The organism is Roseibium sp. MMSF_3412 (genome assembly GCF_030733265.1).
Lineage (GTDB): Bacteria > Pseudomonadota > Alphaproteobacteria > Rhizobiales > Stappiaceae > Roseibium.
The window spans coordinates 108,522-133,061 of record NZ_JASHJI010000014.1; the positions used below are offsets into that span (position 1 = coordinate 108,522).

Here is a 24,540-nt window from a genome sequence, read left to right on the forward strand (position 1 = left end):
CGAGAGTACATTTGTACAATTACGATGTCCATCGAAAAATCACCGGCCTGGGAGATCACACGTGTCGGAAACCGGAACCTCCAAACTGCCGTCTTCGGCCCGCGTCGTTATTGTCGGCGGCGGTATCATGGGCTGCGGCCTTGCCTATCATCTGGCCCATGAGGGCTGCTCGGACGTCGTTCTCCTGGAAAAGGCGGAACTGACATCCGGTTCCACCTGGCATGCCGCCGGGCAGATCACCCATTCCACGTCCAGTTTCGGGCTCGGAAAATGCGTCGGCTACAACATCGATCTCTATTCCGGACTGCTTGAGGAAGAGACCGGCCAATCGGTGACCTGGCATGGCTGCGGTTCTTTCCGGCTGGCCTACACGGAAGACGAGATGGACTGGCTGCGCCACACCATGAGCGTTGGCCGGGCGCTTCAGTTCCCGATGGAACTGGTCGGACCGGAGCGCATTCGCGAGTTGCACCCGTTCTATAATCTCGACGGCGTTCTTGGGGCCTTGCATACACCCGATGACGGCCATGCGGACCCGTCCGGCGTGACCCAGGCGCTTGCGATCGGGGCTCGCAAGCTCGGCGTCAAAATCATCCGGCGCTGCCGCGCAACGGATATCAAGCAGCAGCCGAACGGCGAGTGGAAAGTGTCCACGGAGCTGGGCGACATTACCTGCGAGCACGTGGTCAATGCGGGCGGCACATATGCGCGGCAGATGGGCGAATGGAGCGGTTTGCAGTTGCCGATGACCTCCATGACTCATCACTACATCGTCACTGACACCGTGCCGGAATTCAAGGAACTGGACGAAGAGCTGCCCGTCATTCGCGACGACAAGCTGGTCTCCGGTTACATCCGCATGGAACAGAAGTCCGGTCTTATCGGGATCTACGAGAAGGAGAACCCGAACACCGTATGGGAAGACTTCTGCCCGTGGGAGGCGGAAAACGAGCTGTTCGAAGCGGACTATGACCGGATCATGCCGTGGCTGGAAAATGCCATGGATCGCATGCCGATCCTCGCCGAGCTCGGTATCAAGCGCGAGGTGCACGGCGCGATTTCGCATCCGCCTGATGGAAATCCACTGATCGGTCCGGCTCCGGGCGTGAAGAACTACTGGTGCTGCTGCGGCACCCAGATCGGTATCGGCTGGGGACCGGGCCTGACGCGTGAACTTGCACGCTGGATCGTGCACGGCTCGGCGGACATTTCCATGCGCGAATTCGACCCACGCCGGTTCGGCGGTTATGCCGACAAGGAATGGCAGGTCGTCAAGGCCAAGGAAGATTACTGCCTGCGCCACGAAATTCCGTTCCCGCATTTCAACCGGCTGGAAGGACGCCCGCTCAAACCCAGCCCGCTTTATGAACGGCTGAAGGAAAAGGGCGCCGTCTACGAGGAAGTCTACGGGCATGAACGTCCGCGCTGGTTCACGACCGGCGACCTGGAGCAGCGGGACTACTACTCGTTCCGGAGGGCAGCTTGGCATGAGGCTGTCGCGAGGGAAATGCAGGCGGTCAGGACGACGGCGGGCATTATGGACATTTCGGCCTTTACCAAGATCGAGCTGTCCGGCCCGGATGCGGAAGCCTACCTGGACAGGCTGGTTGCCAACCGGCTGCCCAGGAAGGTCGGCGGCATTGCCCTGACGCACATGCTCAACCGGCGGGGCCGGATCGAACTGGAACTGACGGTCGTCCGCCTGGCTGAAGACCGGTTCTACCTGGTCTGCGCGGCTTTCTTCGAACAGCGGCTGCTCGACCACCTGAGCCAGAACGGCAAGGGCGAAAACGTCAGCGTCCGCAACCTCTCCAACGATTGGGGTGCGTTGACGCTGAACGGTCCGCTTGCGCGTGACATTCTTGCCCCCAATACGCCGGCAGCGCTCGACAACGCGTCGTTCCGCTGGCTGACCGCACAGGAAATCGAGGTTGCCGGGCACAAGCTGTGGGCGTTCCGCATGTCCTATGCCGGCGAACTCGGCTGGGAGTTCCACATTCCGCGCGAGGCCATGCTCGAGGTGTATGACGCTCTGTGGAAGACCGGCGCACCCATTGGGCTTGCAGACTACGGCTCGTTTGCCATGAACGCGCTGCGTCTTGAAAAAGGCTTCAAGGGGGCCGGAGAACTGACCAACGAAGTCACGCTGCCGGAAGCCGACGTGATGCGCTTCGTAAAGCTCGACAAACCAGACTTCCTCGGCAAGAACGCAACAGAGGCAAGCGCCGCGTCGTCGGAACTGCCCTGGGTCTGCGTCTATCTTCAGATCGAGCCGGACGGGCTCGAAGACGGGCATGGCGGTGAAGCCGTGCTGTTCAACGGAGAGCCTGTCGGCGCGACCAGTTCGGTCGCCTATGCCCATACGGTCGGCAAGATCCTCGCCTTTGCCTATGTCAAACCTGAAGCGGCCGCGCCGGGGCAGGAGCTGGAAGTCGTCATCATGAACGGGGTGCGCAAGGCCCGGGTGCTTGATGTTCCCGCCTATGACCCCGAAAGCCTGCTTCCCAGAACGGATGCACCAGTCGGAGTGGCTGCGGAATGACGATACCGGCGACCATGAATGCCATTGTCCTGGAGGGACATGGCGGGCTCGACAAGCTGGTCTGGCACGAGGACTGGCCGACCCCGCAACCCGGACCCGGTGAGGTGCTGATCAAGGTCGGCGCATGCGGGTTGAACAATACGGATGTGAATACGAGATCCGGCTGGTACTCCAAGACCGTTTCGGACGCGACAACCGGCGGCGCGTACGAAGAGGTCGGCGAAGAAGATCCGACCTGGGGCGGGGCACCGATCACGTTTCCGCGCATCCAGGGCGCGGATGCGGTCGGCGAGGTTGTCGCGCTGGGTGATGGCGCGCCGGACACTCTGCTGGGCAAACGCGTCATGGTTGATGGCTGGCTCCGCGACTGGTCCGATCCGTTCAACAAGGACAAGGCCGGTTACTTCGGGTCCGAGTGCAACGGTGGCTATGCCGAATACACGGTCGCCAATGCCAACAATGTCGGCGCGGTTCAGTCGGCATTGAGTGACGCGGAACTTGCCACGTTCTCGTGTTCCTACACGACAGCGGAGGGTATGCTCAGCCGCGCGCATTTGGGGGAGCGTGACACGGTTCTTGTCACGGGCGCATCGGGCGGGGTCGGCTCCGCGGTTGTGCAGCTTGCCAAGCGGCGTGGCGCAAAGGTCGTCGCGCTTGCTTCTGCCTCCAAGCATGCTGCCGTGAAAGCCCTCGGCGCGGATGTGCTGCTGGATCGTGCACCGGAAGACCTGGGTGCAGCCCTTAAGCAAGCGACCGGCCGGGAGACCGTCTCTGTTGTCGCCGACATTGTCGGCGGACCCTATTGGGGCAATCTTGTCTCGGTTCTGGCGCGCGGGGGCCGCTATACGTGTTCCGGCGCCATCGCGGGTCCGATCGTCGAGTTCGATCTCAGAACCTTTTACCTGAACGATCTGACCCTGATCGGGTCCACCGTCGTCGAACCGCATATCTTCAAGGATCTGGTCGGCTATATTGAGCGCGGAGAAGTCAAGCCGGCGCTTGCGGCGACCTATGCGCTGAAGGACTTTCACGCGGCGCAGACGGCCTTCATAGAGAAAAAACATACGGGAAACATCGTGGTGATCCCATGAAGATTACCCGTATCCGGATCTTCAAGACCGATCTGCCCTATGTCGACGGCACTTATGGCTGGGGCGCGGGTAACGCGATCTCGACCGCGCGGGCATCGGTGGTGGTCATCGACACAGACGCCGGTCTTGCCGGATGCGGCGAGTTCACGCCTTGCGGCGAGAACTACATGGTGGCGCATTCGGAGGGCGTTGAGGCGCTCGCCCGTCTTGTTGCGCCGGCGCTGATCGGCGAGGACCCGCGTCAGGTCGCCCGTATCGAGCAGCTTCTGGATCATCTCGTTCAGGGGCATGGCTATGCCAAGGCACCGTTCGATGCCGCTTGCTGGGACATCGCCGGCAAGGCGCTCAATGCGCCGGTCTGGATGCTGCTCGGCGGCAAGCTGACCGATGGCGCGCCGATGTACCGGGTTGCCCCGCACCGCTCGACAGAAGAAACAGTCGCCGAACTGGAGAGGCACCGCGCAAGCGGTTACCGGCAATTCCAGATCAAGGTCGGCGCAGACTGGGTTCAGGACATCGACCGCATCCGCGCGACGGTGCCGCTGCTCAAACCTGGCGAAAAGGCGATGGCGGATGCCAACCAGGGATGGCGCGTCGACAATGCGCTCAGGGTGGCGCGGGCAACACGCGATCTCGATTTCATATTCGAGCAGCCCTGCCGCACCTACGAAGAATGCCTGCAGGTCCGTCAGCGGATCGATCTACCCATGAAACTGGACGAATGCGTGACCGGTCTTGCAGCCGCACAACGGATCGTTGCCGACAGGGCGGCCGATCTCGTCTGCCTGAAAATCTCCAACCTGGGCGGCCTCTCCAAGGCGCGCCGCGTCCGGGACTTCTTCGTCGACAACCGCATCCCCGTTGTTTCGGAAGACACATGGGGCGGAGAGATTGCAACGGCAACGCTTGCCCATTTCGCGGCCTCGACGCCAGAGGAGTTCCTTCAGAACACCACGGATCTGCACAACTACAACACACGGTCCACAGGTGCTCCGCCTCCCAAGTCAGCGAATGGAAAGCTCTATGCTTCCGACACGCCCGGTCTTGGCGTGGAGCCGGACCTTGACAGTCTTGGCGTACCCGTCGCCGTCTACGGAGAGGCGGCATGAGGATTTCCAGGATCAGCGTCTGGCAGATCGACCTTCCGCTTGCCAAACCCTACTGGCTTTCCGGCGGTCGGCTGAAGTTCGAAAAACTGGACTCAACCTTCGTGCGGATCGAGACCGACGAAGGTGCTTCCGGCTGGGGAGAGGGGTGCCCGTGGGGTCACACCTATCTGCCCGCCCATGGGCCGGGTCTGCGATCCGCCCTTGGGCTTCTGGCGCCTGCTCTTGTCGGTCGCGACCCGCGAGCATTTGACGAGATCAACCGGATCATGGACGTGCGGTTGCCCGGGCACCCTTATGCCAAGGCACCGCTTGATATCGCCTGCTGGGATCTCGCCGGCAAGGCGACCGGTCAGCCGCTCTGGCGCATGCTGGGTTGCGACGAGCCGGCGGCGGTTGCGATCAATTCCTCGATTTCAACGGGAACACCGGAGGAGATGATCGCGCTGATCCGGGACGCCAGCGCAAAAGGCTATCGCACCCATTCCGCCAAGGTCGGCGGCGAGGATGCGGCTGCCGACATTGACCGGATTGAAGCCATATCGAACGCGCTGCCGAAAGGTGAGCAGGTCACTTTCGATGTCAACCGGGCCTGGACGCCGGGCGTCGCGCTTCAGGTGCTGAATGCGGTGTCGGCGCGGGACTGGGTTGAACAGCCCTGCGAAACGCTCGATCAGTGCGCGTTTGTCGCTGAAAAAGTGCAGCAGCCGATCATGCTGGATGAATGCCTGACGAGCTTTCAGGACCATCTGGACGCCTGGAAGCAGGGCGCTTGCCAGGGTGTGAAGGTGAAACCGAACCGGGTCGGCGGGCTGACGCGGGCGCGGCAGATCCGCGATTTCGGCCTTGCCGTCGGTTGGCAGATGCATATCGAAGACACCGGTGGCAGCGCATTCGCAGACACGGCCGCCCTTCAGCTGGCAGCGTCGACCCCGGCTGCCAACCGGCTCGCCAGCTGGCTTTGCCATGCCCATCTTTCCGTCGACCCGGTGCCGGGTCAGGGGGCCCGCAACCACGATGGCTTCGTGCGTTTCGGCGACGAGCCCGGTGTCGGCGTCGTACCCGATCCGGACGCGCTTGGAGAACCCGTTGCGGTTTACGAGGACCCTTTATGAGCAACTATCCTGCTTACAAGATAACCGGCCTGACGCTCTGGAAAGTGCCGCTCACAAGCCATGAAACCTACTACATGGCAGAGGGCAAGACCTGCGCGACGGTCGACAGCATGGTGCTCAGGATCGATACCGATCAGGATGTCAGCGGCTGGGGCGAGGTGTGCCCGATACCGCACTACCTCCCGTCCTATGCCAGGGGCGTCGCGCCTGCGATCGAGGAGCTTGCACCCGTTCTGCTGGGCGGCGACCCGATCGGTGTTGATGCGATCGCCCGCAAGTGCCGGTCCTGGCTGCTGGGCCATCCTTACGTGCAATCGGTGATCGACATCGCTCTCTGGGATTTGACCGGCAAGGCATGCGGGCTGCCGGTCTACACGCTCCTTGGCGGCCGGCAGTCGGCGGATTTCCCGCTCTATCATTCGATCACCTGCATCGCCCCGGAGGACATGGCGGCGATCGCGACGGATGCGGTTGCCGGCGGCATGCGCCAGATCCAGGTGAAACTGGGTGCGGACGCCAACTGGGAAGCCGATGTCGCGCGCCTGAGACTGGTGCGTGAAGCCGTTGGTCCGGGGCCGGTTGTCTACGGCGACTGGAACTGCGGCGCCAGCCGGCTGGACGCGACACGGGTCGGGCGCGCCGTCCGCGATCTCGATATCATGCTTGAACAGCCCTGCGCGACCCTTGAGGAATGTGCAGCCGTCCGCTCGGCGACCGGATTGCCGATGAAACTTGATGAAACCGCGCACGATACCGCCAGCCTGATGAAAGCCTATGAGCTTGGCTGCATGGATGCCGTCGCGCTGAAACTCTCGAAATTCGGTGGCATCTCAGATCTCAGGCGGGCGCGGGACCTGTGCCTCCATTTCGGTGCCAAGATGTGTATCGAGGACACCTGGGGATCTGATATCGCCACGGCGGCCGCGCTGCACGTTGCGGCATCCACGCCGCCGCAGGCTATCCTTAACGTGTGCGACCTCTCCGGCTATGTTTACCCGAGACTTGACCCGGATGCGCCGGTGCGGACCAATGGGCGGATACGACCTCCCGAAGGACCTGGCCTTGGCGTTGCGCCGGATCCGAACGTTCTGGGCGAGCCCGTTCTTTCCCTTGCTGCATGAAGGAGCTTGCAGATGAAAACATCAATCTCACAAGGCGACTGGAAAGCGCGCGCGGCAGCAGTTCTGCCGGCAGCCGGGTTCGGCAATTTCGATCCGGGCGTCGTGATCCGCAGCGGCAAGGGGTCCCGTGTCTGGGATGAGGACGGCAACGAGTTCATCGACTACCTGATCGGTTCCGGGCCGATGATCCTCGGCCACGGGCATCCGGAGGTTCTCGAAGCGGTGCAGGAACAGCTTGCCGACGGCATGACGTTTTTTGCCAACAATGCACGCGGGATCGAACTTGCCGAGGTGCTGGTCGAGGCGGTGCCCTGCGCGGATCAGGTACGCTACGTGTCGACCGGAGGCGAGGCCGACATGTATGCCATGCGTCTTGCCAGGGCCTTTACCGGGCGGGACAAGATCCTCAAATTCGAAGGCGGCTACCATGGCATGTCGGGCGAAGCCCTGATGAGCCTGTCGCCGAGCAAGCTGATCAATTTTCCGCAGGCCGTGCCGGATTCCGCGGGCATCCCGGAAAGTGTGCGCGACAACATGCTGATCGCGCCCTTCAACGATGCGGAGTTCGTCAGTTCCCTGATCGAGGAACATGCCGACGAGATTGCCTGCGTGATCGTCGAGCCGCTGCAGCGTCTGATCCCGCCGGAGCCGGGCTTCCTGCAGGCGCTCAGGGACCTGACCAGCAAGCACGGCATCGTCCTCGTCTTCGACGAGGTCGTGACCGGCTTCCGTTTTGCCTATGGCGGCGCGCAGGAATATTATGGCGTTACGCCGGACCTGTGCACGCTCGGCAAGATCATCGGCGGCGGCTTCCCGCTGGCCGCGATCGCGGGCAAGAAAGAGATCATGGACCATTTCGACAAGTCCATCGCCGGTGCCGAGGGCTTCACATTCCAGATCGGAACCCTGAGCGGCAATCCGGTCGCAAGTGTCGCCGGGCTGAAGACCCTCGAAATCCTGAGGCGGCCGGGCGCCTATGAGACCATTCGGAAGAACGGTGAACGATTGATGGCAGCCTATCAAACACATCTGGATGGCGCGGGTCTCGCGCATCAGATCGTCGGCGAACCCTTCCTGTTCGACGTCGTCTTCACGGATCAGCCCGTGAAGAACTACCGCGATATGTTCCGGAACGATGCCGACAAGGCAAAGATCCTCAATCGGAGCCTGCGCGCGGGCGGCATCCTGAAACCGGACAGCAAGCTCTATGCGCATCTGGCACTCACAGAAGCCGATCTGGCCCAGACCGAGGCGGCTCTGGAAGCAGGCGCGCGGGAGCTGGCGGGGTGAAGGTTCGCAATTTAGCGTGAAAATTGGCGCGAAAAGCCTACTTTTAACCTTAGACATCCAGTCGGAGGTTCGGAGGCAGGTGTGAGGGCAACCCCCAGGATCGCAGCAGTCGCAGTTCTTGCTTTTGCGTCCGCAATGGCAGTGCATGACCCTGCGCGATCCGAAAATCCCGCCGGGACCGTGAACGAAACTGCTGCAGGGGCGGAGATAATCCCGCTCAGGCAGAAGATCGGTCAGATGGTCCTGGTCGGTTTTGTTGGCGACCGGCCCTCGCGATCAGGTGTCAAACGGGTTCTGGAACAGCTGGAGACCGGTGAAATCGGCGGCGTGCTCTATCTCGGACGGAACCTGAGAAACAAGCAGACCGTGCAGCGCATGAACAGCGCTTTCCGCGAAGCCTCACCGGCGGTATTGCCGCCGCTGATCGCCATTGATCAGGAAGGCGGGCGGGTGCAACGCCTGCGGAGCCGCAACGGCTTTCCGGATACGCCGTCGGCGAGACACATTGCACGCAAGGGCGATCCTGCCGATGCGAAGCGCACATATTCTGTGCTTGCCGAAAATCTCGCCGGCTGGGGCTTCACGCTCAACCTGGCACCGGTGGTGGATGTTGACGCAAACCCGCGCAATCCGATCATCGGCAGGTTGGGGCGGTCTTTTTCACCCGATCCGGAGCGGGTTTCGGCGTTTGCCTCAGCCTTCGTGTCCGCACACAGGGAGCACGGAGTTCTGACCGCGCTGAAGCATTTTCCGGGGCACGGATCAAGCCTGAGAGACAGTCACAAGGGCGCGGTCGACATTACCGGCACATGGTCGGAGGACGAACTGATCCCGTTCCGGCAGCTGATTGCCGGGGACATGGCCGACATTGTCATGACGGCGCATGTCATCAACCACACGCTTTCTGAGACAAAGGCCAATGTTCCCATGTCTCTTTCGAAAGGCGCGCTCACTGGCTTGCTGCGCGATGACCTCGGATTCACCGGCGTCATCATGTCGGACGACATTCAAATGGACGCGATCCGGTGGAATTTCTCCCTGGAGGATGCCGTACTGAAGGCGGTCGACGCAGGGACCGACATTCTGCTCTTTGCCAATGACAAGCGCCCGGACCCCGAGATCCCTCAAAAAGTTGCCGACATTCTCGAAGCCGCAGCGGCAAATGATGGGGAAATTGCCCGCAAGATCGATGATGCCTACGACCGGATTGTAACGCTCAAAAGCGATCTGCGTGTTGCCGGAGACGAAGTCGCTGACAACTCGAACGCTCAATAGAGCGACCTTGGCAGCCAGGTGGCAAGAATTGGGAACAGCCACAGGATGGCGACCGCGACCGCCTGCAGGACAATGAACGGCACGACGCCGCGATAGATCTGACCGGTCGTGATCTCCTTCGGAGCGGCCCCCCTCAGGTAGAACAGCGAGAAGCCGAATGGCGGCGTCAGGAACGATGTCTGCAGGTTGATCGCAATCAGGACGGTCAGCCAGATGGGATCGATCCCCATCAGGATGAGCGGCGGGATCAGCACCGGCAGAAGAATGACCGAGATCTCCACGAAGTCGAGAAAGAAGCCGAGTACGAAGACGAACAGCATTGCAAAGATAAGCGCCCCTGCCGGACCGCCCGGCATTTCGTTCAGGATCGCATGCACCCGGTCTTCGCCGCCGAGGCCGACAAAGACCAGGGAGAAGAAACTCGCCATCAGGATTGTCGCGAAAATCATCGATGTGACGGTGAGCGTCGACAACAGCGAGGCCTTCAGGAGCCCGTCGCAGAAGGCGGCCCAAAGAATACGCAGCACGACGACGAGGGCGAAAATGGCAAGGCCTGCGTAAAGCGCGGCCAGCAGGTAGCCTGTGATGGTGACATCGGAGCGCTGCAGGCGCACCGGCAGGACGGCGGCGGCAATGGCCAGAACAAGAAGGGCCAGCGTCGCGGCGACGATCAGCCTTGTCGAAATACCAAGGCGACGGCCTGCAAGGAGGATCGCACCGACCGCGCCGACGGAGGCGGCTTCATTGGGGGAGGCAATGCCGCCGAGGATCGAGCCGAGAACGGCAAAGATCAGCAGGATCGGCGGGACGATCGCGGCCATGATCTCTTTGGCGGACGGCTGGTCGACTTGCTCGCGCATTGCCGGTGCATCGTTCGGAAACAGTCTGGCGCGTCCGAGAATGTAGACACAGTAAACCACGACCAGCAGCAAGCCGGGCACCATCGCGGCAGCAAAGGTCTGGCCGACGGAAATGGTCTCGATGGTGAACTTGCCCTGCGCATATTGCGCCTGCTGGAAGGCGTTCGACATGACGTCGGCCAGAATGATCAGAAGCGTCGAGGGCGGTATGATCTGGCCGAGCGTTCCGGCCGTGCAGACCATGCCCGAGGCAAGCTTCGGATCGTAGCCGTTGCGCAGCATGGTGGGCAGGGCGATCAGGCCCATCGCGACCACTGTCGCGCCGACGATGCCCGTTGATGCGGCCAGCAGCGCGCCGACAAGCACGACCGAGACGCCGAGGCCGCCGTTCATGCGGCCGAACAGGCGTCCCATGGTTTCGAGAAGCTCTTCCGCGATCCGGCTCTTTTCCAGAATGACGCCCATCAGGACAAACAACGGGATCGCCGTCAGGACCGGGTTGGTCAGAACCCCGAAAAACCGCTGTCCCATCGCGCCCATGAGCTGGATGTTGAAGTCGCCAAGCATCCAGCCGAGCAGCGCAAAACCCGTCGCAACGCCTGCAATGGTGAAGGCGACCGGGTAGCCGAGCAGGATGAAACCGATCAGCGCACCAAACATGATGAGGTCGAGCGGCAACGTCATGCTTCGGTCCTCTTCAGTTTGACGATGTCGCGGATGAAGGCCGCGATGCCCTGAATGAGCAGCAGGACGCAATAGGCAGGGATCAGTGTCTTCAGGAGAAAGGAAGCGGGAATGCCGCCGACCGATATGGGCCCTTCCATGATTGCCCAGCTGCCGCGCACATAAGGCCAGGAGAACCAGATCAGCAGAACGAGCGCCGGGGTCAGCAGGAAAAGATGCCCGAAGAGATCTATCCAGGCCTGGGTCCGGCCGGTGCACTTGGCATAGAAAATGTCCACGCGCACGTGCGCATTGACGAGGAAAGTGTAGCCCGCACCGAGCATGAACAGGCTTGCATGCAGGTAGAGCACACCCTCGTCCAGAAAGATGTAGCTGTAGCCGAACACATACCGCAGCAGAACGATCACGAATTGCAAAAGCAGCATGGCAAGAGCCGCCCAGCACAATATGCTGCCTATCAAAGAATTGACGCGCTCAAGCGCGCCCGCGAGTCGTTCCATTGCGGAGGGTCCTGCCTTCCTTGCCTGATCAGCTCTGTTTCGTCATTGCAAGGCCCGGCCCTGCAATCCCTGCCGCCACCTTGCCGCGATTCTGAAGCGGAGAGGAAGCGGAATGGATCCCATGGTTAGACCCGCTGCTGTCCGGTTAAACCCGGCAATGATCTATTGCGGCGATGTCCGGTCGATGAACTTGTCATCCCTGCTGAAGCGGAGCGGAAGGCCGGGAACCAGTAAACTCTTGTTTCTCCGGCTTCTTCCAATCTCCAGCGACACGGCGTACTGGATCCCGGTCTTGCCGCTTGCGCGCCAAACCGGGACGACAAAAGATGCAACAAGGGGCCCTTTGGGTCCCTCGTTGCTTTGGAAACCGTGCCTTTTGAACAGCAACCTAGTCGTACTTGTAATCAAGCAGACGCGCGTTCATCTGGCCGTTGTCGGCATAAGGCATGTATTCGTGCATCAGCTTGCGATAAGCGAGGAAGCTTTCCGTGATACGCTTTACCAGTTCGTCGTCACTGGCGCGCAGGTCGGCAATGACTTCGCCTGCCGCATTGCCCATTGCAACAATGACTTCGTCGGGCAGCTTGCGCACCATCACGTCATGCTCGTTGACGAGCTGCGTGAGCGCCTGAGCGTGCTTGGTGTTGTATTCGGTGAGCACGTCGTTATAGAGGCTCGCGCAGGCCTGGGCGACTGCTGCCTTGAGGTCGTCCGGCAGGTCGTTGTAGGCGTCCAGATTAACCGCGCACTCTTCGGCGGAAGACGGCTCGCCAACGCCCGGCCAGTAGTAGTTCTTGGCGATCTGGTAGTAGCCGAGCGCGCTGTCGGTCCACGGGCCGATGAACTCGCCCGCATCGAGCGCGCCGGACTGCAGCGCCTGGAACATGGCCGGACCGCTCATCGCCTGGACCGCCATGCCGAGCTTGGAGCACATTTCCGAGGCAAGGCCGGTCGAGCGGAACTTCAGGCCCTTCAGGTCATCGACGCTGTTGATCTCCGTGCGGAACCAGCCAGCCCATTGCGGGCCGGAGTTGCCGCACAGGAACGGCTTGAGATTGAAGCCGCCGTAGATCTCGTCGTAGAGCGCCTGTCCGCCGCCGTGAATAAGCCAGCCGGCCTGTTCCGGTGCTGTCAATCCGAAAGGCTGCGAGCCGAACAGCAGGATGCCCTTGGACTTCGATCCCCAATAGGCCGGAACGGCGTGATAGAGTTCAGCGGTTCCCTGGCCGACCGCGTCGAAGACGCCGTTGCCGGGAACGATTTCACCTGCCGCAAACAGCTTCACCTCGATGCGTCCGCCGGAAAGCGCCGTAATGCGGTCGGCGAGCATCTGCGCCGCGACGCCGGGTCCAGGAAGGTTTTTCGGCCATGCGGTGACCATGCGCCATTGGCGGGTGTCCTGCGCAATCGCGGGTGCGGCCAGGGTTGTGGCCGCAACGGCGGCGGTGCCGGTCGCACCGGCTTTCAGAAAGTCACGTCTTTTCATCGTTCTACCCCTCGATTCGAATTTGGGTTCGGAGTGTCCTGCCGTGGTTTTTATTCCTCCAAGATTCCCGGCAGGTTAAGCCCCTGTTCTTTCGCGCAGTTCAGCGCGATCTCGTATCCGGCATCGGCGTGACGCATCACGCCTGTTGCCGGGTCGTTCCAAAGCACGCGTTCGATCCGCCGTGCCGCATCGTCGCTGCCGTCACAGCAGATGACCATGCCTGAGTGTTGTGAAAAGCCCATGCCGACGCCGCCGCCATGATGCAGCGACACCCAGGTCGCGCCGGACGCCGTGTTGAGCAGTGCATTGAGAAGCGGCCAGTCGGAGACGGCGTCCGAGCCGTCCTGCATCGCTTCCGTCTCGCGGTTGGGCGAAGCGACGGAACCGGAATCGAGATGATCGCGACCAATGACGACGGGCGCTTTCAGCTCGCCGCTCCTGACCATCTCGTTGAATGCAAGGCCGAGCCGGTGGCGTTGACCGAGGCCGACCCAGCAGATCCGCGCAGGCAGTCCCTGGAACGAAATTCGGTCCCGGGCCATGTCGAGCCAGTTGTGCAGATGCGGATCGTCCGGGATCAGCTCCTTGACCTTCGCGTCGGTGCGGTAAATGTCTTCCGGATCGCCGGAGAGCGCACACCAGCGGAACGGACCGATCCCCCGGCAGAACAGCGGGCGGATATAGGCCGGCACAAATCCGGGAAACGCGAAGGCGTTTTCAAGCCCTTCTTCGAGCGCCATCTGCCGGATGTTGTTGCCGTAGTCCAGCGTTGGAACCCCCTGGTTCCAGAAGTCGACCATGGCGGCGACATGAACTTTCATCGAGGCCCGTGCAGCCTTTTCCACGGCCTTGGGATCCGTTTCCGCCTTTGCGCGCCATTCGGCGACGGTCCAGCCCTGTGGCAGATAGCCATTGACCGGGTCATGCGCGGAGGTCTGGTCGGTCACGATGTCCGGCTTGACGCCGCGCCTCACCAGTTCGGGAAACACATCCGCCGCATTGCCGATCAGGGCAACGGACTTGGCCTCTCCGGCGCTCGTCCAGCGTTCGATCAGCGCCAGGGCTTCGTCAAGGGAATGGGTTTTCTCATCCACATATCGGGTGCGCAGGCGGAAATCGGCGCTTTTCTCGTCGCACTCGACGGCTAGACAGCAAGCGCCGGCCATGACTGCGGCCAGAGGCTGCGCGCCGCCCATGCCTCCGAGCCCGCCCGTCAGGATCCAGCGGCCTTTCAGATCGCCGTCATAGTGCTGACGGCCAGCCTCCATGAAGGTTTCGTAAGTGCCCTGAACGATGCCCTGCGTGCCAATGTAGATCCACGATCCGGCCGTCATCTGGCCGTACATCGCAAGACCCTTCTTGTCGAGTTCGTGGAAGTGGTCCCAGTTCGCCCAGTTCGGCACAAGGTTCGAGTTGGCGATGAGGACGCGCGGGGCGTCCTTGTGAGTCCTGAACACACCAACCGGCTTGCCCGATTGCACAAGCAGGGTTTCGTCTTCCTCAAGCCGCTTGAGACTTGCGACGATCCGGTCGAAGTCGTCCCAGGTCCGGGCGGCCCGGCCGATGCCGCCGTAGACAACCAACTCGTGCGGGTTTTCCGCAACATCGGGATGGAGGTTGTTCATCAGCATGCGCAGCGGTGCTTCGGTCAGCCAGGATCTGGCGTTCAACTCCGTGCCCGTCGGCGGGTAGACGTCGCGGGCATTGTGTCGGCGATCGTTCATGAGGCGCTCCCTGGATCTTCATTGGCTTTTCGGGCAAGCGTCGGCGCGAGCGCCGCAAGTGCGTCGAGAATGTCTTTGAGGTGCGAGCGGAGACGCTCCGCCTTGTCTTCATCGTAGGTGAAGGGCGTGTCCTCACTTGCCAGATGTGTCTTCTGGGCAAGCTCCATCTGGATGGCGTGGATGCCCTCTTCCGGTCTGCCGTAATGGCGTGTGGTCCAGCCGCCCTTGAAACGGCCGTTCAAAACCGCTGAATAGCCGCTTGCGGTTTCTGTGCGCTGGAAAACGGCGGCCTCGATTTTCGGTGCGCAGGTTGCACCGTTATTCGTCCCCGTATTGAAGTCCGGCAGGGTTCCCTCAAAGAGATAGGGCACGCGGGAACGGATCGAATGGCAGTCGTAAAGGATCGCGACGCCGTGTCTCGCGCGGACGCGTTCCAGCTCCATTTGCAGCGCCGCGTGGTAAGGCGCATGCCAGGCGAGGCGCCGGGTTTCAATTTCCTCGTCCACGGGGGCTTCGTCTTCGAGGTAGATCGGTTTTCCGTCGAAGTCGGTCGTCGGGCAGAGCGTTGTCGTGTTCTGTCCCGGATAGAGGCTGACACCTTCGGGGTCGCGATTGGCGTCGATGACGTAGCGATGGAAGTTGGCCCGCACCATGGTCACGCCGGGCAGCAGACCTTCGTAAAGTCGGTCCACATGCCAGTCGGTGTCCGCAAGTTTCTGGCCGAGGGGTGTAAGGCGTTGCCAGATGTCTGCGGGAACGAAAGTCCCTGAATGCGGCACTCCCAGGACGACCGGTCCGTCGCCTCTTGTCACCTCAAACGGGTTCATTTGCCGCCCCCAGTCTGATGATATGTTCGTCTGAGACTGCGGAAACCAGGCTGCGCGTGCGCACAAGTTCCGCTGCCGTCTCAAGGTCGGGGGCGAGATAGCGGTCTGCGTCGAGAGCGGGAACCTTCGAGCGCAGTTTTTCAATGACGGACTGGAGGGCTGGGCTTGTCTTCAGCGGAGCCCGGTGTTCGATCCCCTCGACCGCGCATAGAAGTTCCACGCCAAGGATATGCGCCAGGTTCGCGTTCATGCGGCCCAGCCGCCGCGCCCCATGCGCGGCCATGGAGACGTGGTCTTCCTGGTTCGCGCTGGTCGGCGTCGAATCCGTTGAACAGGGATTGGCCAGGTGCTTGTTTTCACTCATCAACGCCGCCGTCGTGACCTCGGCAATCATCAGTCCGGAATTGAGGCCCGGATCCTTTGCGAGGAAAGGCGGCAGGTCAAAGGAAAGTGTCGGATCGACCACCAGGGCAACCCTGCGCTGCGCGATCGCACCCAGTTCGGCAACGGCGAGCGCGATCTGGTCGGCTGCGAACGCGACCGGTTCCGCATGGAAATTGCCGCCCGAAACAATCCTGTCCGCATCGATCAGAACCAGCGGATTGTCCGTTGCCGCGTTGGCTTCGATTTCAAGCGTCGCCGCCGCCATGCGCAGAAGGTCGACACAGGCACCGGCAACCTGTGGCTGGCAGCGGATACAATAGGGATCCTGAACGCGGGTGTCGCCGTCGCGGTGGCTCTCCCTGATTTCCGACCCGGTCATGATCTGCCGCATGGCTCTTGCAACTTCGATCTGGCCACGATGGCCGCGCAGCTCGTGAATTTCAGGCAGCAGGGGCGCGGTCGACCCCATGATGGCATCCGTGGAGAGGCTTGCGGTGATCAGGGTCGCCTCCGCAAGACGCCAGCTGTCGAAGAGGGCGACAAGTGCGCATGCGGTGGAGAATTGCGTGCCGTTGATCAGGCCCAGGCCTTCCTTGGGTCCGAGGACCACGGGCTTCAGTCCGGCCCTTTCAAGAGCATCCCGGCCCGGCAGCCGCTCGCCCTTCAATGTGGCTTCACCTTCGCCGATGAGAACGGCTGTCATGTGCGCGAGCGGAGCAAGATCGCCTGAGGCGCCGACCGATCCCTGAGACGGCACGACTGGCGTGACGCCGAATGCAAGACAACCTTCGATCAGTTCCAGCACTTCAAAGCGAACGCCCGAGGCCCCGCGTCCGAGAGACAGCAGTTTGAGTGCCATCATCAGGCGAGTCGTGGTTTCGTCCAGCGGTTCGCCGACCCCGCAACAGTGGGACAGGATCAGATTGCGCTGGAGTGTTGCCGTGTCACCAGCGGCGATCTTGACGCTGGCGAGCTTGCCGAAACCGGTGTTGACGCCATAAACAGCCTCGTCACCGCGCGCTGCTTCCGCGACACGTTCCGAAGCCTGACGAATGGCGGCTTCCGCGGTCCGGTTGATACGGACAGGGTGGAGGTCCCTGTAGACGCTTTCAAGTTCGGCGAGCGTGACGTGGCCGGGGTCAAGGGTGAGGCCGGTCATTGTGCGCCTCCGAAAATACGTTCTTTCAGCGGATTGAAGCCGATGCGGTAACTGAGTTCCGCCGGATGGGAGACGTTCCAGACAGACAGATCGGCACGTCTTCCAGCTTCCAGCGTGCCGCGATCGGACAGTCCCAGGGCCTTCGCGGCCTCCCGGGTCACACCGGCGAGCGCTTCTTCCGGCGTCATGCGAAACAGGGTGCAGCCCATGTTCAGGGCAAGGAGCAGGGAAGCGAGGGGAGAGGAGCCGGGATTGCAATCCGTCGCGAGTGCGATCGGGACGCTGTTCGCGCGCAACAGATCCACGGGCGGCAATTGTGTTTCGCGCAGCGTATAGAAAGCGCCCGGCAACAGCACCGCCACGCTTCCGCTCCTAGCGAGTGCTTCGACGCCTTTTCCGGAGAGATATTCGAGGTGATCGGCTGAGAGCGCATCATAAGACGCCGCCAGTTCAGCGCCGCCGAGATCCGAAAGCTGCTCGGCATGAAGTTTCACCGGCAGGTTCAGTTCTTTGGCCCGCTCGAACACCCGGGCGATCTGCCCGGGCGAAAAGGCGATGCCCTCGCAGAAGCCGTCGACGGCGTCCACAAGCCCCTCCTCATGCGCGGCTTCGAGTGCCGGAAGACAGATGTCGTCGAGATAGGCATCCGCGCGTCCCTTGTATTCGGGCGGCACGGCATGGGCACCCAGGAAACTCGTGCGGATATCCACGGGCCTGACGCCCCCGATTTTCCGGGCGGTGCGGAGCATGCGCAGTTCGGTTTCGATATCGAGCCCGTAACCGGACTTGATCTCAAGGGTGGTGATTCCCTCGGCAATGAGCGCGTCCACGCGTGGCAACGCCTGTTCGAGCAGGGCCTCTTCACCTGCGGTGCGGGTTGAGCGGACCGTCGACACGATCCCGCCGCCGGCGCGGGCAACTTCTTCATAGGTTGCGCCTTGAAGCCTCATCTCGAACTCGCGGGCCCGGTTGCCTCCGAAAACGACATGGGTGTGGCAGTCGATCAGGCCCGGTGTGACAAGGCATCCGCCAAGATCTTCTTTCGGCCAATCGGCAAATTCCGCCGGGAGGTCTGCTTCGGCGCCAGTCCATGCGATCGCGCCCTTCTCGAACGCCAAAGCGCCGTGCTCGACAAGGCCGTAGGGCGCGTCAATGTCGGCAAAGGTCGCCAGGCCGGCATTGGTCAGAAGGCGTCGGGACAAGAACGATCTCCGGCTTGATTAGATTGCGTTATAAGATAATATGCATGCACATATTAACGTGTCAACGAGGGAAACGCGGTATGCCGACACGCGCCGGAGCCAAAATTTTTGCAGAGAAAGCGCTCCTGCCTGACGGATGGGTGGAGAATGTCCTCGTATCGGTTTCCGACAACGGGTCGATCGCCGCAGTTGCGCAAGGCCAGGCACCTGAGGGCGAGCGGGTCGGCATTCTTCTCCCGGCACCTGTCAACCTGCATAGCCATGCCTTTCAGCGGGCCATGGCAGGCATGAGCGAACGGCGGGGGAAGGGCGAGCGCGACAGTTTCTGGACCTGGCGCCAGATCATGTTCCGCTTTCTGGATGCACTTGATCCTGATGACATCGAAGCGATTGCGGCCTTCGTGCAGATGGAGATGCTGGAGGCCGGGTATGCGGCAGTCGGCGAGTTCCACTACCTGCACCACCAGCCGGGTGGGGTGCCCTATGACCATCTTGCCGAATTGTCGGTCCGGATCATCTCAGCTGCTTCGGATACGGGGATCGGGCTGACGCATCTGCCGGTTCTTTATCAGTATGGCGGTGTCGATCAGCGCGCGCTCGGCCCCGGGCAGATCCGGTTCGGGAATGATCCGGAGCGATTCGCGCGGCTTCACGAGCAGGCGGCGGATGCCATGAATATCCTCGAAGGTGACGCTGTTCTCGGCGTTGCCCCGCACTCGCTCCGGGCCGTCAGCGAGGAAGGTCTTGCCAGTGCCATCGAGCTTGCTGGCAGGACCCCTCTGCACATGCACCTCGCCGAACAGGTTGGCGAAGTGGAAGAACTTGTCGGCGCAAGGGGCAGCCGTCCGGTCGCCTGGCTTCTGGACACTCACGACGTTTCGTCGAACTGGTGCCTGATCCACTGCACCCAGATGTTGCCGGAAGAAACACTTGGCCTGGCAGGGGCCGGGGCGGTCGCGGGGCTTTGCCCGATCACGGAATCAAGCCTTGGCGACGGCATCTTCGACGGCGTCCGGTATCTTCAGGCAGGCGGACGGTTCGGCATCGGATCGGACTCGAACATCCGCATTTCGCTTTCTGAAGAACTGCGGACGCTGGAGTATTCGCAGCGCCTGCGCGACAAGAACCGGGCGACGGTCGCGACGCCGGAAATGTCGACGGGGCGCGTGCTTTTTGAAGGAGCCGTGTCCGGTGGCGCTCAGGCGGCGGGGCGAAACGCGGGCAAGATCGCGGAAGGGTGTTTCGCCGATCTCCTGGCGCTTGATGCAACTTCAATCGACCTGGAAGGCCGGGAGGGCGATGAAATCCTGGATGCGTACGTCTTTGCAGGCGATGACCGGATGGTAAGCGATGTCTGGTCGGCCGGCAGGCATGTTGTTCGCGGTGGAAAACATGTAAAAGGCGACGCAATCCGCGCGGCGTATCGCGCGACCATGAAAAGGCTTCGAAACAGACTTTAGGGACGTGACTTGGCGCTGACTGACACCAATTCCTGGACCGGTATCCGAGAAGTGCTTCTGCGCCGGATACATGACCGGATCTGGCAACCGGGGGAACAGATTCCCCATGAGGCTGATCTGGCGGAGGAATTCGGCTGCGCGCGCACCACCGTCAACCGGGCCCTTCGCGATCTCGCCGAAAGCGGTCTTGTGGTCCGCAAACGCAGGGCGGGCACGCGTGTTGCCGTCAATCCGCCACAGCGGGCCACGCTCACGATCCCTGTCCTCCGCGAGGAGGTGGAAACGCTTGGACAGCCCTATCGCCACCTGATCATGGAACGGGATCTTAGGCCGCTGCCACCCAGACTGCACGGAGCGTTTCAGGTGTCGCTTGGAGATGACGTCCTCTTCCTGAAAACGCTTCACTTCGCAAACGAACGCCCTTATGCGTTCGAGGAGCGCTACATCAATCTGGCGGCGGCACCCGAGGCCCGGGACATGTCGTTCAATGATATCAGCGCGAATGAATGGCTGGTGCACAATGCGCCTTACAGCCACGGCGACCTGTCGTTCTTCGCGGTCAGTGCCGATCAGACATTGTCGGCCAAGCTGGATGCGGAGGTGGGGGCTGCTCTTTTTGCGATGGAGCGTATCACCTGGGCCGGAGAACAGCCGATCACCCACGTTCGTCTGATCTTCGCGCCCGGATACCGGATGCGGACTGAGATCTAGAAGCGGCGTGTTGCGGCGCTGAACCAAGTCTTTTTCAAGAGGTCTTGCCCACGGACCGGATGCCGGCGATCATTTCAGGCGCGTCCCAGACGCGCTCGCCGATGGCACCGAGGGCCACCTTGCCGTTTGCATCGACAATGTAGGTCACCGGCAAACCGCGCAGGAACCATTTGGATGGCATGTCCTTCTTGTTGTCCAGAAGGATCGCCATGCCTTCGTGGTCGATCTGCTCAAGGAAGGCCTCGATCTTGTCCTGTCTGTCACCGACATTGACGGCAAGAACCGCATAGTCGTCGGTGCCAAGTTCGCGTCCGAGACGCGCCAGTGTCGGCATTTCCTTCCGGCAGGGCGGGCACCAGGTCGCCCAGAACGAAACCACGACGGTCTTGCCGCGATAATCCTCAAGCTGATGAACCGCGCCCGTCAGGTCCGGAATATTGAGCTCCGCATCCACGTTAAACGCCGGTTCTGCCAGACCAAGCGCTCTCAAGTTGGTTTCTTCGGCAAATGAGGGTGTGCCCGTGACCGCAACGGCAGCGCTCCCAGCCAGTAATTCACGACGGCTCAACCTGATCATTTCGATACCCTGCTTCTGTCTGGATGAAATCCGGCGCAAAGCGCCTGTCAGTGAACAGGTAATGTCTCGCCTGGCAAACGTCCCTACACGGATTTTCAATTTCCGGCGATCAGTCGCCGTTGGCGCTCAGCAGTTCAGGCAGAGAGGGGCTGTGAGCCGTTTGCCGTTTCATCCGACGGTGCAACATAGTCCGACAGCGTTCCCGCAACTCCCAGGGTGCGCAGCCGGTCGGCGGCGGCATTGAACTCGGCAAGGAAGATAGGGTCATCGCCAAGCGGACCGAACAGGTCCGGCATCTTTGCCGGCGTCGCGCCGGAGAAGACATCCTGTGCCCAGGCCTGCAGGACATCGGCGTGTTCGTCTTCGACGGCAATGCGTTTTCCGGTCTCGTCCTGGCCCAGACAGTACCGGCACCACAACGCCGTCTCCAGTGCCAGTCCCCTGACCGGCTGCCCCTGCTGCAGCCTGTCCTGGATCGACGGCAGGATGAATTTCGGCTGCCGGTTCGATCCGTCGAGACAAAGCCGGGGTATCGTGTCTCCAACGGCCGAGTTCGAGAAGCGTTCCATCACCGTGTCGAGATACCGGTGAAAGCTGACGCCGGGTATCTCGGGCACGGTCGGCAGGATCTCGTCGGTTTCCAGTTTCGTCAGATAGGCACGGATGCGCGGGTCGGCCATGGCGTCATGAACGAAATGATGCCCCAGCAACGCACCCGGATAGGCGATTGCCGCGTGGCCGCCGTTCAGGATGCGCAGTTTCATGAGTTCGTAGGGCGCAACGTCGGAGACGAATTCGACACCGACTTTCTCAAGGGCGGGGCGGCCCGTGGGAAACTTGTCTTCCAGGACCCATTGCCGGAAGGGTTCGCAGACAACCGGAGCGGCATCTTCTATGTCGAACGTCTCACGGATGAGAGCGCGCTCTCGCTCGCCGGTGGCAGGCGTGATGCAGTCGACCATGCCATTGGGGAAGGCGACGTTCTGTTCGATCCAGTCGGCCACTTCGGCAGACATGGCCCGGGCATAGCCGACGACGGTCTGCTTTGCCATGTAGCCGTTCTCGGGCAGGTTGTCACAGGACATCACGGTGAAGGGTTCAACACCTGCCGCTTTTCTTTGCATGAGCGCGGCAACCAGTACGCCAAAGACAGTCGAGGGCGCTTCGGGGTTTTCGAGATCCGCCAGTATCTCGGGATGGGAGACGTCAAAGCCGCCGGAATTGGGATCGACGAAATAGCCTCCCTCGGTGATCGTGAGGGATACGATCCTGATATCCGGCTGACACAGCCTGCCGATCAGAACAGCTGGATCGACGTCAATGAAATCGATCATCGAGGCGCACACATGAGCGCTCAAGCCATCCGGGTCGAGTTCCACGATCGTGGTAAGCCAGTCCTGCTTCTGCAGGCGTTCGCGCATTGCCCTGTCGTAGGGCATGAGACCCGCCCCCACGATTGCCCAATCATGACCTTCGCCCTGTGCGAACAGTTTGTTCAGGTAGACTGCCTGATGCGCCCGATGAAAATTGCCGACGCCGATATGAAGGATCCCGGCGGAAAGAGAAGACCTGTCGAAAGCCGGTTTCGCGATGGCGTCCGGAAGCAAGGAGAGCGCAGTCATGTTCAGCTTTGTTGTCATGGGTCAACTCATCCAGTTGCCACCGTCCACGTTATAGGTCTGGGCCACGATGTAATCGGCATCGGCGGATGCGAGAAAAACGGCCATGCCGGTCAGGTCTTCCGCCGTTCCCATCCTGCCGAATGGAACAGACTTGCCGACGGCGGCTTTTTTCTCACCCGGAGCCAGGCCTTCGTGTTTTGCAAAGAGCGCGTCGACACCGTCCCAGTGTTCTCCGTCAACGACACCCGGAGCGATGGCGTTGACGTTGATGCCGTGGCTGATCAGGTTGAGGCCCGCCGATTGCGTGAGGCTGATCACGGCGGCCTTGGTCGCGCAGTAGATGCCGACAAGAGGTTCGCCCCTGCGGCCCGCCTGGCTTGCCATGTTGATGATCTTGCCACCCTTGCCGCGCCGGATCATCGATTTTGCCGCCGCCTGCATGGTGAAGAGCGTGCCGGCGACATTGATATTGAAAAGACGGTCGTAGCTGTCACGCGTGATCTCGACGATGGGGGCGAGATCAAACAGGGCCGCGTTGTTGATGAGGATATCGAGCCCGCCCGTTTTCTCCTCGACAACGGCAATCGCGCTGTCGATGGAGCTCTGGTCGGTTACATCGATGTAGACGGCATAAGCCTGAGCACCGATTTCAGCCGCGCTTTCCCGTGCCCGGTCCATGTCGATGTCACCGATTGCAACTGTTGCACCTTCACGGACGTATCGTTCCGCGAACGCCTTGCCGATGCCGCGCGCGGCACCGGTGATCAGCGCTGATTTCCCGTCAAGACGCATCACGCAATCCTCAGGCCCTGATTGTCAAAGCGATGGATCTTGTCGGCATCCGGCGTCAGGTGAACCGTGTCTCCGTGGCGGAAGGCGACCTCGCCGGTGGAGCGGACAGTGACCGGGTCGTCAAGACCGTCCACATCGACATAGAGGAAGGTATCGGAGCCCAGATGTTCCGAAACACCGACCTTGCCCGACCATTTGCCTTCGGTATGGGAGACCGAGATGTGCTCGGGGCGGATGCCGATCGTGGCCGCGTCGTATTCGGCGGAGAAAGCCCCCATCATGAAATTCATCTTGGGCGAGCCGATAAAGCCGGCGACGAAGCGGTTGCGCGGCGTGTGATAGAGTTCGAGCGGAGAGCCGACCTGCTCGATGACCCCGGCCTGAAGAACGACAATCTTGTCGGCCATGGTCATGGCTTCGACCTGGTCGTGGGTGACATAGATCATCGTTGTCTTGAGGGTCTGGTGCAGCTCGGATATTTCCAGCCGCATGTTGACACGCAGGGCCGCATCCAGGTTCGAGAGCGGCTCGTCGAACAGGAAAGCGGAGGGTTCGCGCACGATCGCCCTGCCGATGGCAACGCGCTGTCGCTGACCGCCGGAGAGCTGGCCCGGACGCCGTTCCAGGTAGTCCGTCAGGTTCAGAACCTTGGCGGCGGCATTCACCTTCTTGTCCTGTTCGGCCTTGTCGAGACCGGCCATCCTGAGCGGAAAGGCGATGTTCTTGCGCACCGACATATGCGGATAGAGTGCGTAGGACTGGAACACCATGGCAAGACCGCGCTTGGCCGGGGGAACCTCGGTGGCATCCTTGCCGTCAATGTCGATTACACCGCTGGTGATGTCTTCAAGCCCGGCAATCAGGCGCAGCAGCGTGGACTTGCCGCATCCGGACGGTCCGACGAAGACAACGAACTCGCCATCATCGATACGCAGGTCCAGCGGCGGGATCACCTGTACGTCGCCGAAGCTTTTGGTGATCTGGTTGAGAGTGATCTGACCCATGTCGGGAA

General features: G+C 61.5%; 20 protein-coding genes. 9 read left to right on the forward strand and 11 right to left on the reverse strand.

The genetic code is table 11. The annotated features are described in order from the left end of the window. Window positions 1-61: 61 nt before the first annotated feature. The 7 genes from RBB49_RS21345 (at window position 62) to RBB49_RS21375 (ending at window position 9,540) form a co-directional block, all read left to right on the forward strand. The gene (locus RBB49_RS21345) at window positions 62-2,542 is read left to right on the forward strand and encodes an FAD-dependent oxidoreductase (protein WP_306144922.1); all 2,481 of its coding nucleotides are present in this window, start codon (window positions 62-64) and stop codon (window positions 2,540-2,542) included. Next, window positions 2,539-3,633 (forward strand): alcohol dehydrogenase family protein, encoded by a 1,095-nt coding sequence (locus RBB49_RS21350; RefSeq protein WP_306144923.1) that lies wholly within the window; start codon window positions 2,539-2,541, stop codon window positions 3,631-3,633. The genes RBB49_RS21345 and RBB49_RS21350 overlap by 4 nt, the downstream gene beginning before the upstream one ends. Beyond that, a complete protein-coding gene (locus RBB49_RS21355) occupies window positions 3,630-4,742 on the forward strand; it encodes a mandelate racemase/muconate lactonizing enzyme family protein (RefSeq protein WP_306144924.1) in 1,113 nt (370 codons plus the stop codon). The genes RBB49_RS21350 and RBB49_RS21355 overlap by 4 nt, the downstream gene beginning before the upstream one ends. Further along, window positions 4,739-5,854, forward strand: a complete 1,116-nt coding sequence (locus tag RBB49_RS21360) for a mandelate racemase/muconate lactonizing enzyme family protein (RefSeq protein WP_306144925.1) — start codon at window positions 4,739-4,741, stop codon at window positions 5,852-5,854. The genes RBB49_RS21355 and RBB49_RS21360 overlap by 4 nt, the downstream gene beginning before the upstream one ends. Further along, entirely contained in the window at window positions 5,851-6,975 is a 1,125-nt protein-coding gene (locus RBB49_RS21365; RefSeq protein ID WP_306144926.1) for a mandelate racemase/muconate lactonizing enzyme family protein, read from the forward strand. Before RBB49_RS21360 ends, RBB49_RS21365 begins: the two co-directional genes overlap by 4 nt. Before the next feature lie 12 nt (window positions 6,976-6,987). Next, window positions 6,988-8,265, forward strand: a complete 1,278-nt coding sequence (locus RBB49_RS21370; RefSeq protein ID WP_306144927.1) for an aspartate aminotransferase family protein — start codon at window positions 6,988-6,990, stop codon at window positions 8,263-8,265. A gap of 81 nt (window positions 8,266-8,346) precedes the next feature. Next, window positions 8,347-9,540 carry a glycoside hydrolase family 3 protein gene (locus RBB49_RS21375; RefSeq protein ID WP_306144928.1) on the forward strand — a complete coding sequence of 398 codons (1,194 nt, stop codon included), beginning with the start codon at window positions 8,347-8,349 and terminating at the stop codon, window positions 9,538-9,540. On the opposite strand, the gene RBB49_RS21380 is transcribed toward RBB49_RS21375, so the two are convergent. From RBB49_RS21380 to hutI, 7 genes are all read right to left on the reverse strand, one after another. Beyond that, the gene (locus RBB49_RS21380; protein WP_306144929.1) at window positions 9,534-11,084 is read right to left on the reverse strand and encodes a TRAP transporter large permease subunit; all 1,551 of its coding nucleotides are present in this window, start codon (window positions 11,082-11,084) and stop codon (window positions 9,534-9,536) included. The genes RBB49_RS21375 and RBB49_RS21380 overlap by 7 nt on opposite strands. Further along, entirely contained in the window at window positions 11,081-11,584 is a 504-nt protein-coding gene (locus RBB49_RS21385; protein WP_306144930.1) for a TRAP transporter small permease subunit, read from the reverse strand. The genes RBB49_RS21380 and RBB49_RS21385 overlap by 4 nt, the downstream gene beginning before the upstream one ends. A gap of 388 nt (window positions 11,585-11,972) precedes the next feature. Next, complete coding sequence (locus RBB49_RS21390; protein ID WP_306144931.1) at window positions 11,973-13,070, reverse strand: TRAP transporter substrate-binding protein; 1,098 nt, start codon at window positions 13,068-13,070, stop codon at window positions 11,973-11,975. A 50-nt stretch (window positions 13,071-13,120) separates the two neighbouring features. Further along, window positions 13,121-14,794: a urocanate hydratase gene (gene hutU / locus RBB49_RS21395; RefSeq protein ID WP_306144932.1), complete on the reverse strand. Its 1,674-nt coding sequence runs from the start codon at window positions 14,792-14,794 to the stop codon at window positions 13,121-13,123. Continuing rightward, window positions 14,791-15,621 (reverse strand): N-formylglutamate deformylase, encoded by an 831-nt coding sequence (gene hutG / locus RBB49_RS21400; RefSeq protein ID WP_306144933.1) that lies wholly within the window; start codon window positions 15,619-15,621, stop codon window positions 14,791-14,793. Before hutG ends, hutU begins: the two co-directional genes overlap by 4 nt. Continuing rightward, window positions 15,608-17,164 (reverse strand): histidine ammonia-lyase, encoded by a 1,557-nt coding sequence (hutH, locus tag RBB49_RS21405; RefSeq protein ID WP_306144934.1) that lies wholly within the window; start codon window positions 17,162-17,164, stop codon window positions 15,608-15,610. The genes hutG and hutH overlap by 14 nt, the downstream gene beginning before the upstream one ends. Further along, window positions 17,161-18,366: an imidazolonepropionase gene (hutI, locus tag RBB49_RS21410; protein WP_306144935.1), complete on the reverse strand. Its 1,206-nt coding sequence runs from the start codon at window positions 18,364-18,366 to the stop codon at window positions 17,161-17,163. Before hutI ends, hutH begins: the two co-directional genes overlap by 4 nt. Window positions 18,367-18,446: 80 nt before the next feature. Here hutI and RBB49_RS21415 point away from each other — a divergent pair, with 80 nt between their 5' ends. Together RBB49_RS21415 and RBB49_RS21420 are read left to right on the forward strand one after the other, a co-directional pair. Continuing rightward, entirely contained in the window at window positions 18,447-19,826 is a 1,380-nt protein-coding gene (locus tag RBB49_RS21415) for a formimidoylglutamate deiminase (protein ID WP_306144936.1), read from the forward strand. A 9-nt stretch (window positions 19,827-19,835) separates the two neighbouring features. Further along, the gene (locus RBB49_RS21420; protein ID WP_306144937.1) at window positions 19,836-20,537 is read left to right on the forward strand and encodes a UTRA domain-containing protein; all 702 of its coding nucleotides are present in this window, start codon (window positions 19,836-19,838) and stop codon (window positions 20,535-20,537) included. 34 nt (window positions 20,538-20,571) lie between these two features. On the opposite strand, the gene RBB49_RS21425 is transcribed toward RBB49_RS21420, so the two are convergent. The 4 genes from RBB49_RS21425 to RBB49_RS21440 form a co-directional block, all read right to left on the reverse strand. Further along, complete coding sequence (locus tag RBB49_RS21425) at window positions 20,572-21,114, reverse strand: TlpA disulfide reductase family protein (protein ID WP_306144938.1); 543 nt, start codon at window positions 21,112-21,114, stop codon at window positions 20,572-20,574. A gap of 134 nt (window positions 21,115-21,248) precedes the next feature. Beyond that, a complete protein-coding gene (locus tag RBB49_RS21430; RefSeq protein WP_306144939.1) occupies window positions 21,249-22,754 on the reverse strand; it encodes a mannitol dehydrogenase family protein in 1,506 nt (501 codons plus the stop codon). Between the two features lie 3 nt (window positions 22,755-22,757). Beyond that, window positions 22,758-23,531 carry an L-iditol 2-dehydrogenase gene (locus tag RBB49_RS21435; RefSeq protein ID WP_306144940.1) on the reverse strand — a complete coding sequence of 258 codons (774 nt, stop codon included), beginning with the start codon at window positions 23,529-23,531 and terminating at the stop codon, window positions 22,758-22,760. Further along, the gene (locus tag RBB49_RS21440; RefSeq protein WP_306144941.1) at window positions 23,528-24,532 is read right to left on the reverse strand and encodes an ABC transporter ATP-binding protein; all 1,005 of its coding nucleotides are present in this window, start codon (window positions 24,530-24,532) and stop codon (window positions 23,528-23,530) included. Before RBB49_RS21440 ends, RBB49_RS21435 begins: the two co-directional genes overlap by 4 nt. Between the last annotated feature and the right edge of the window lie 8 nt (window positions 24,533-24,540).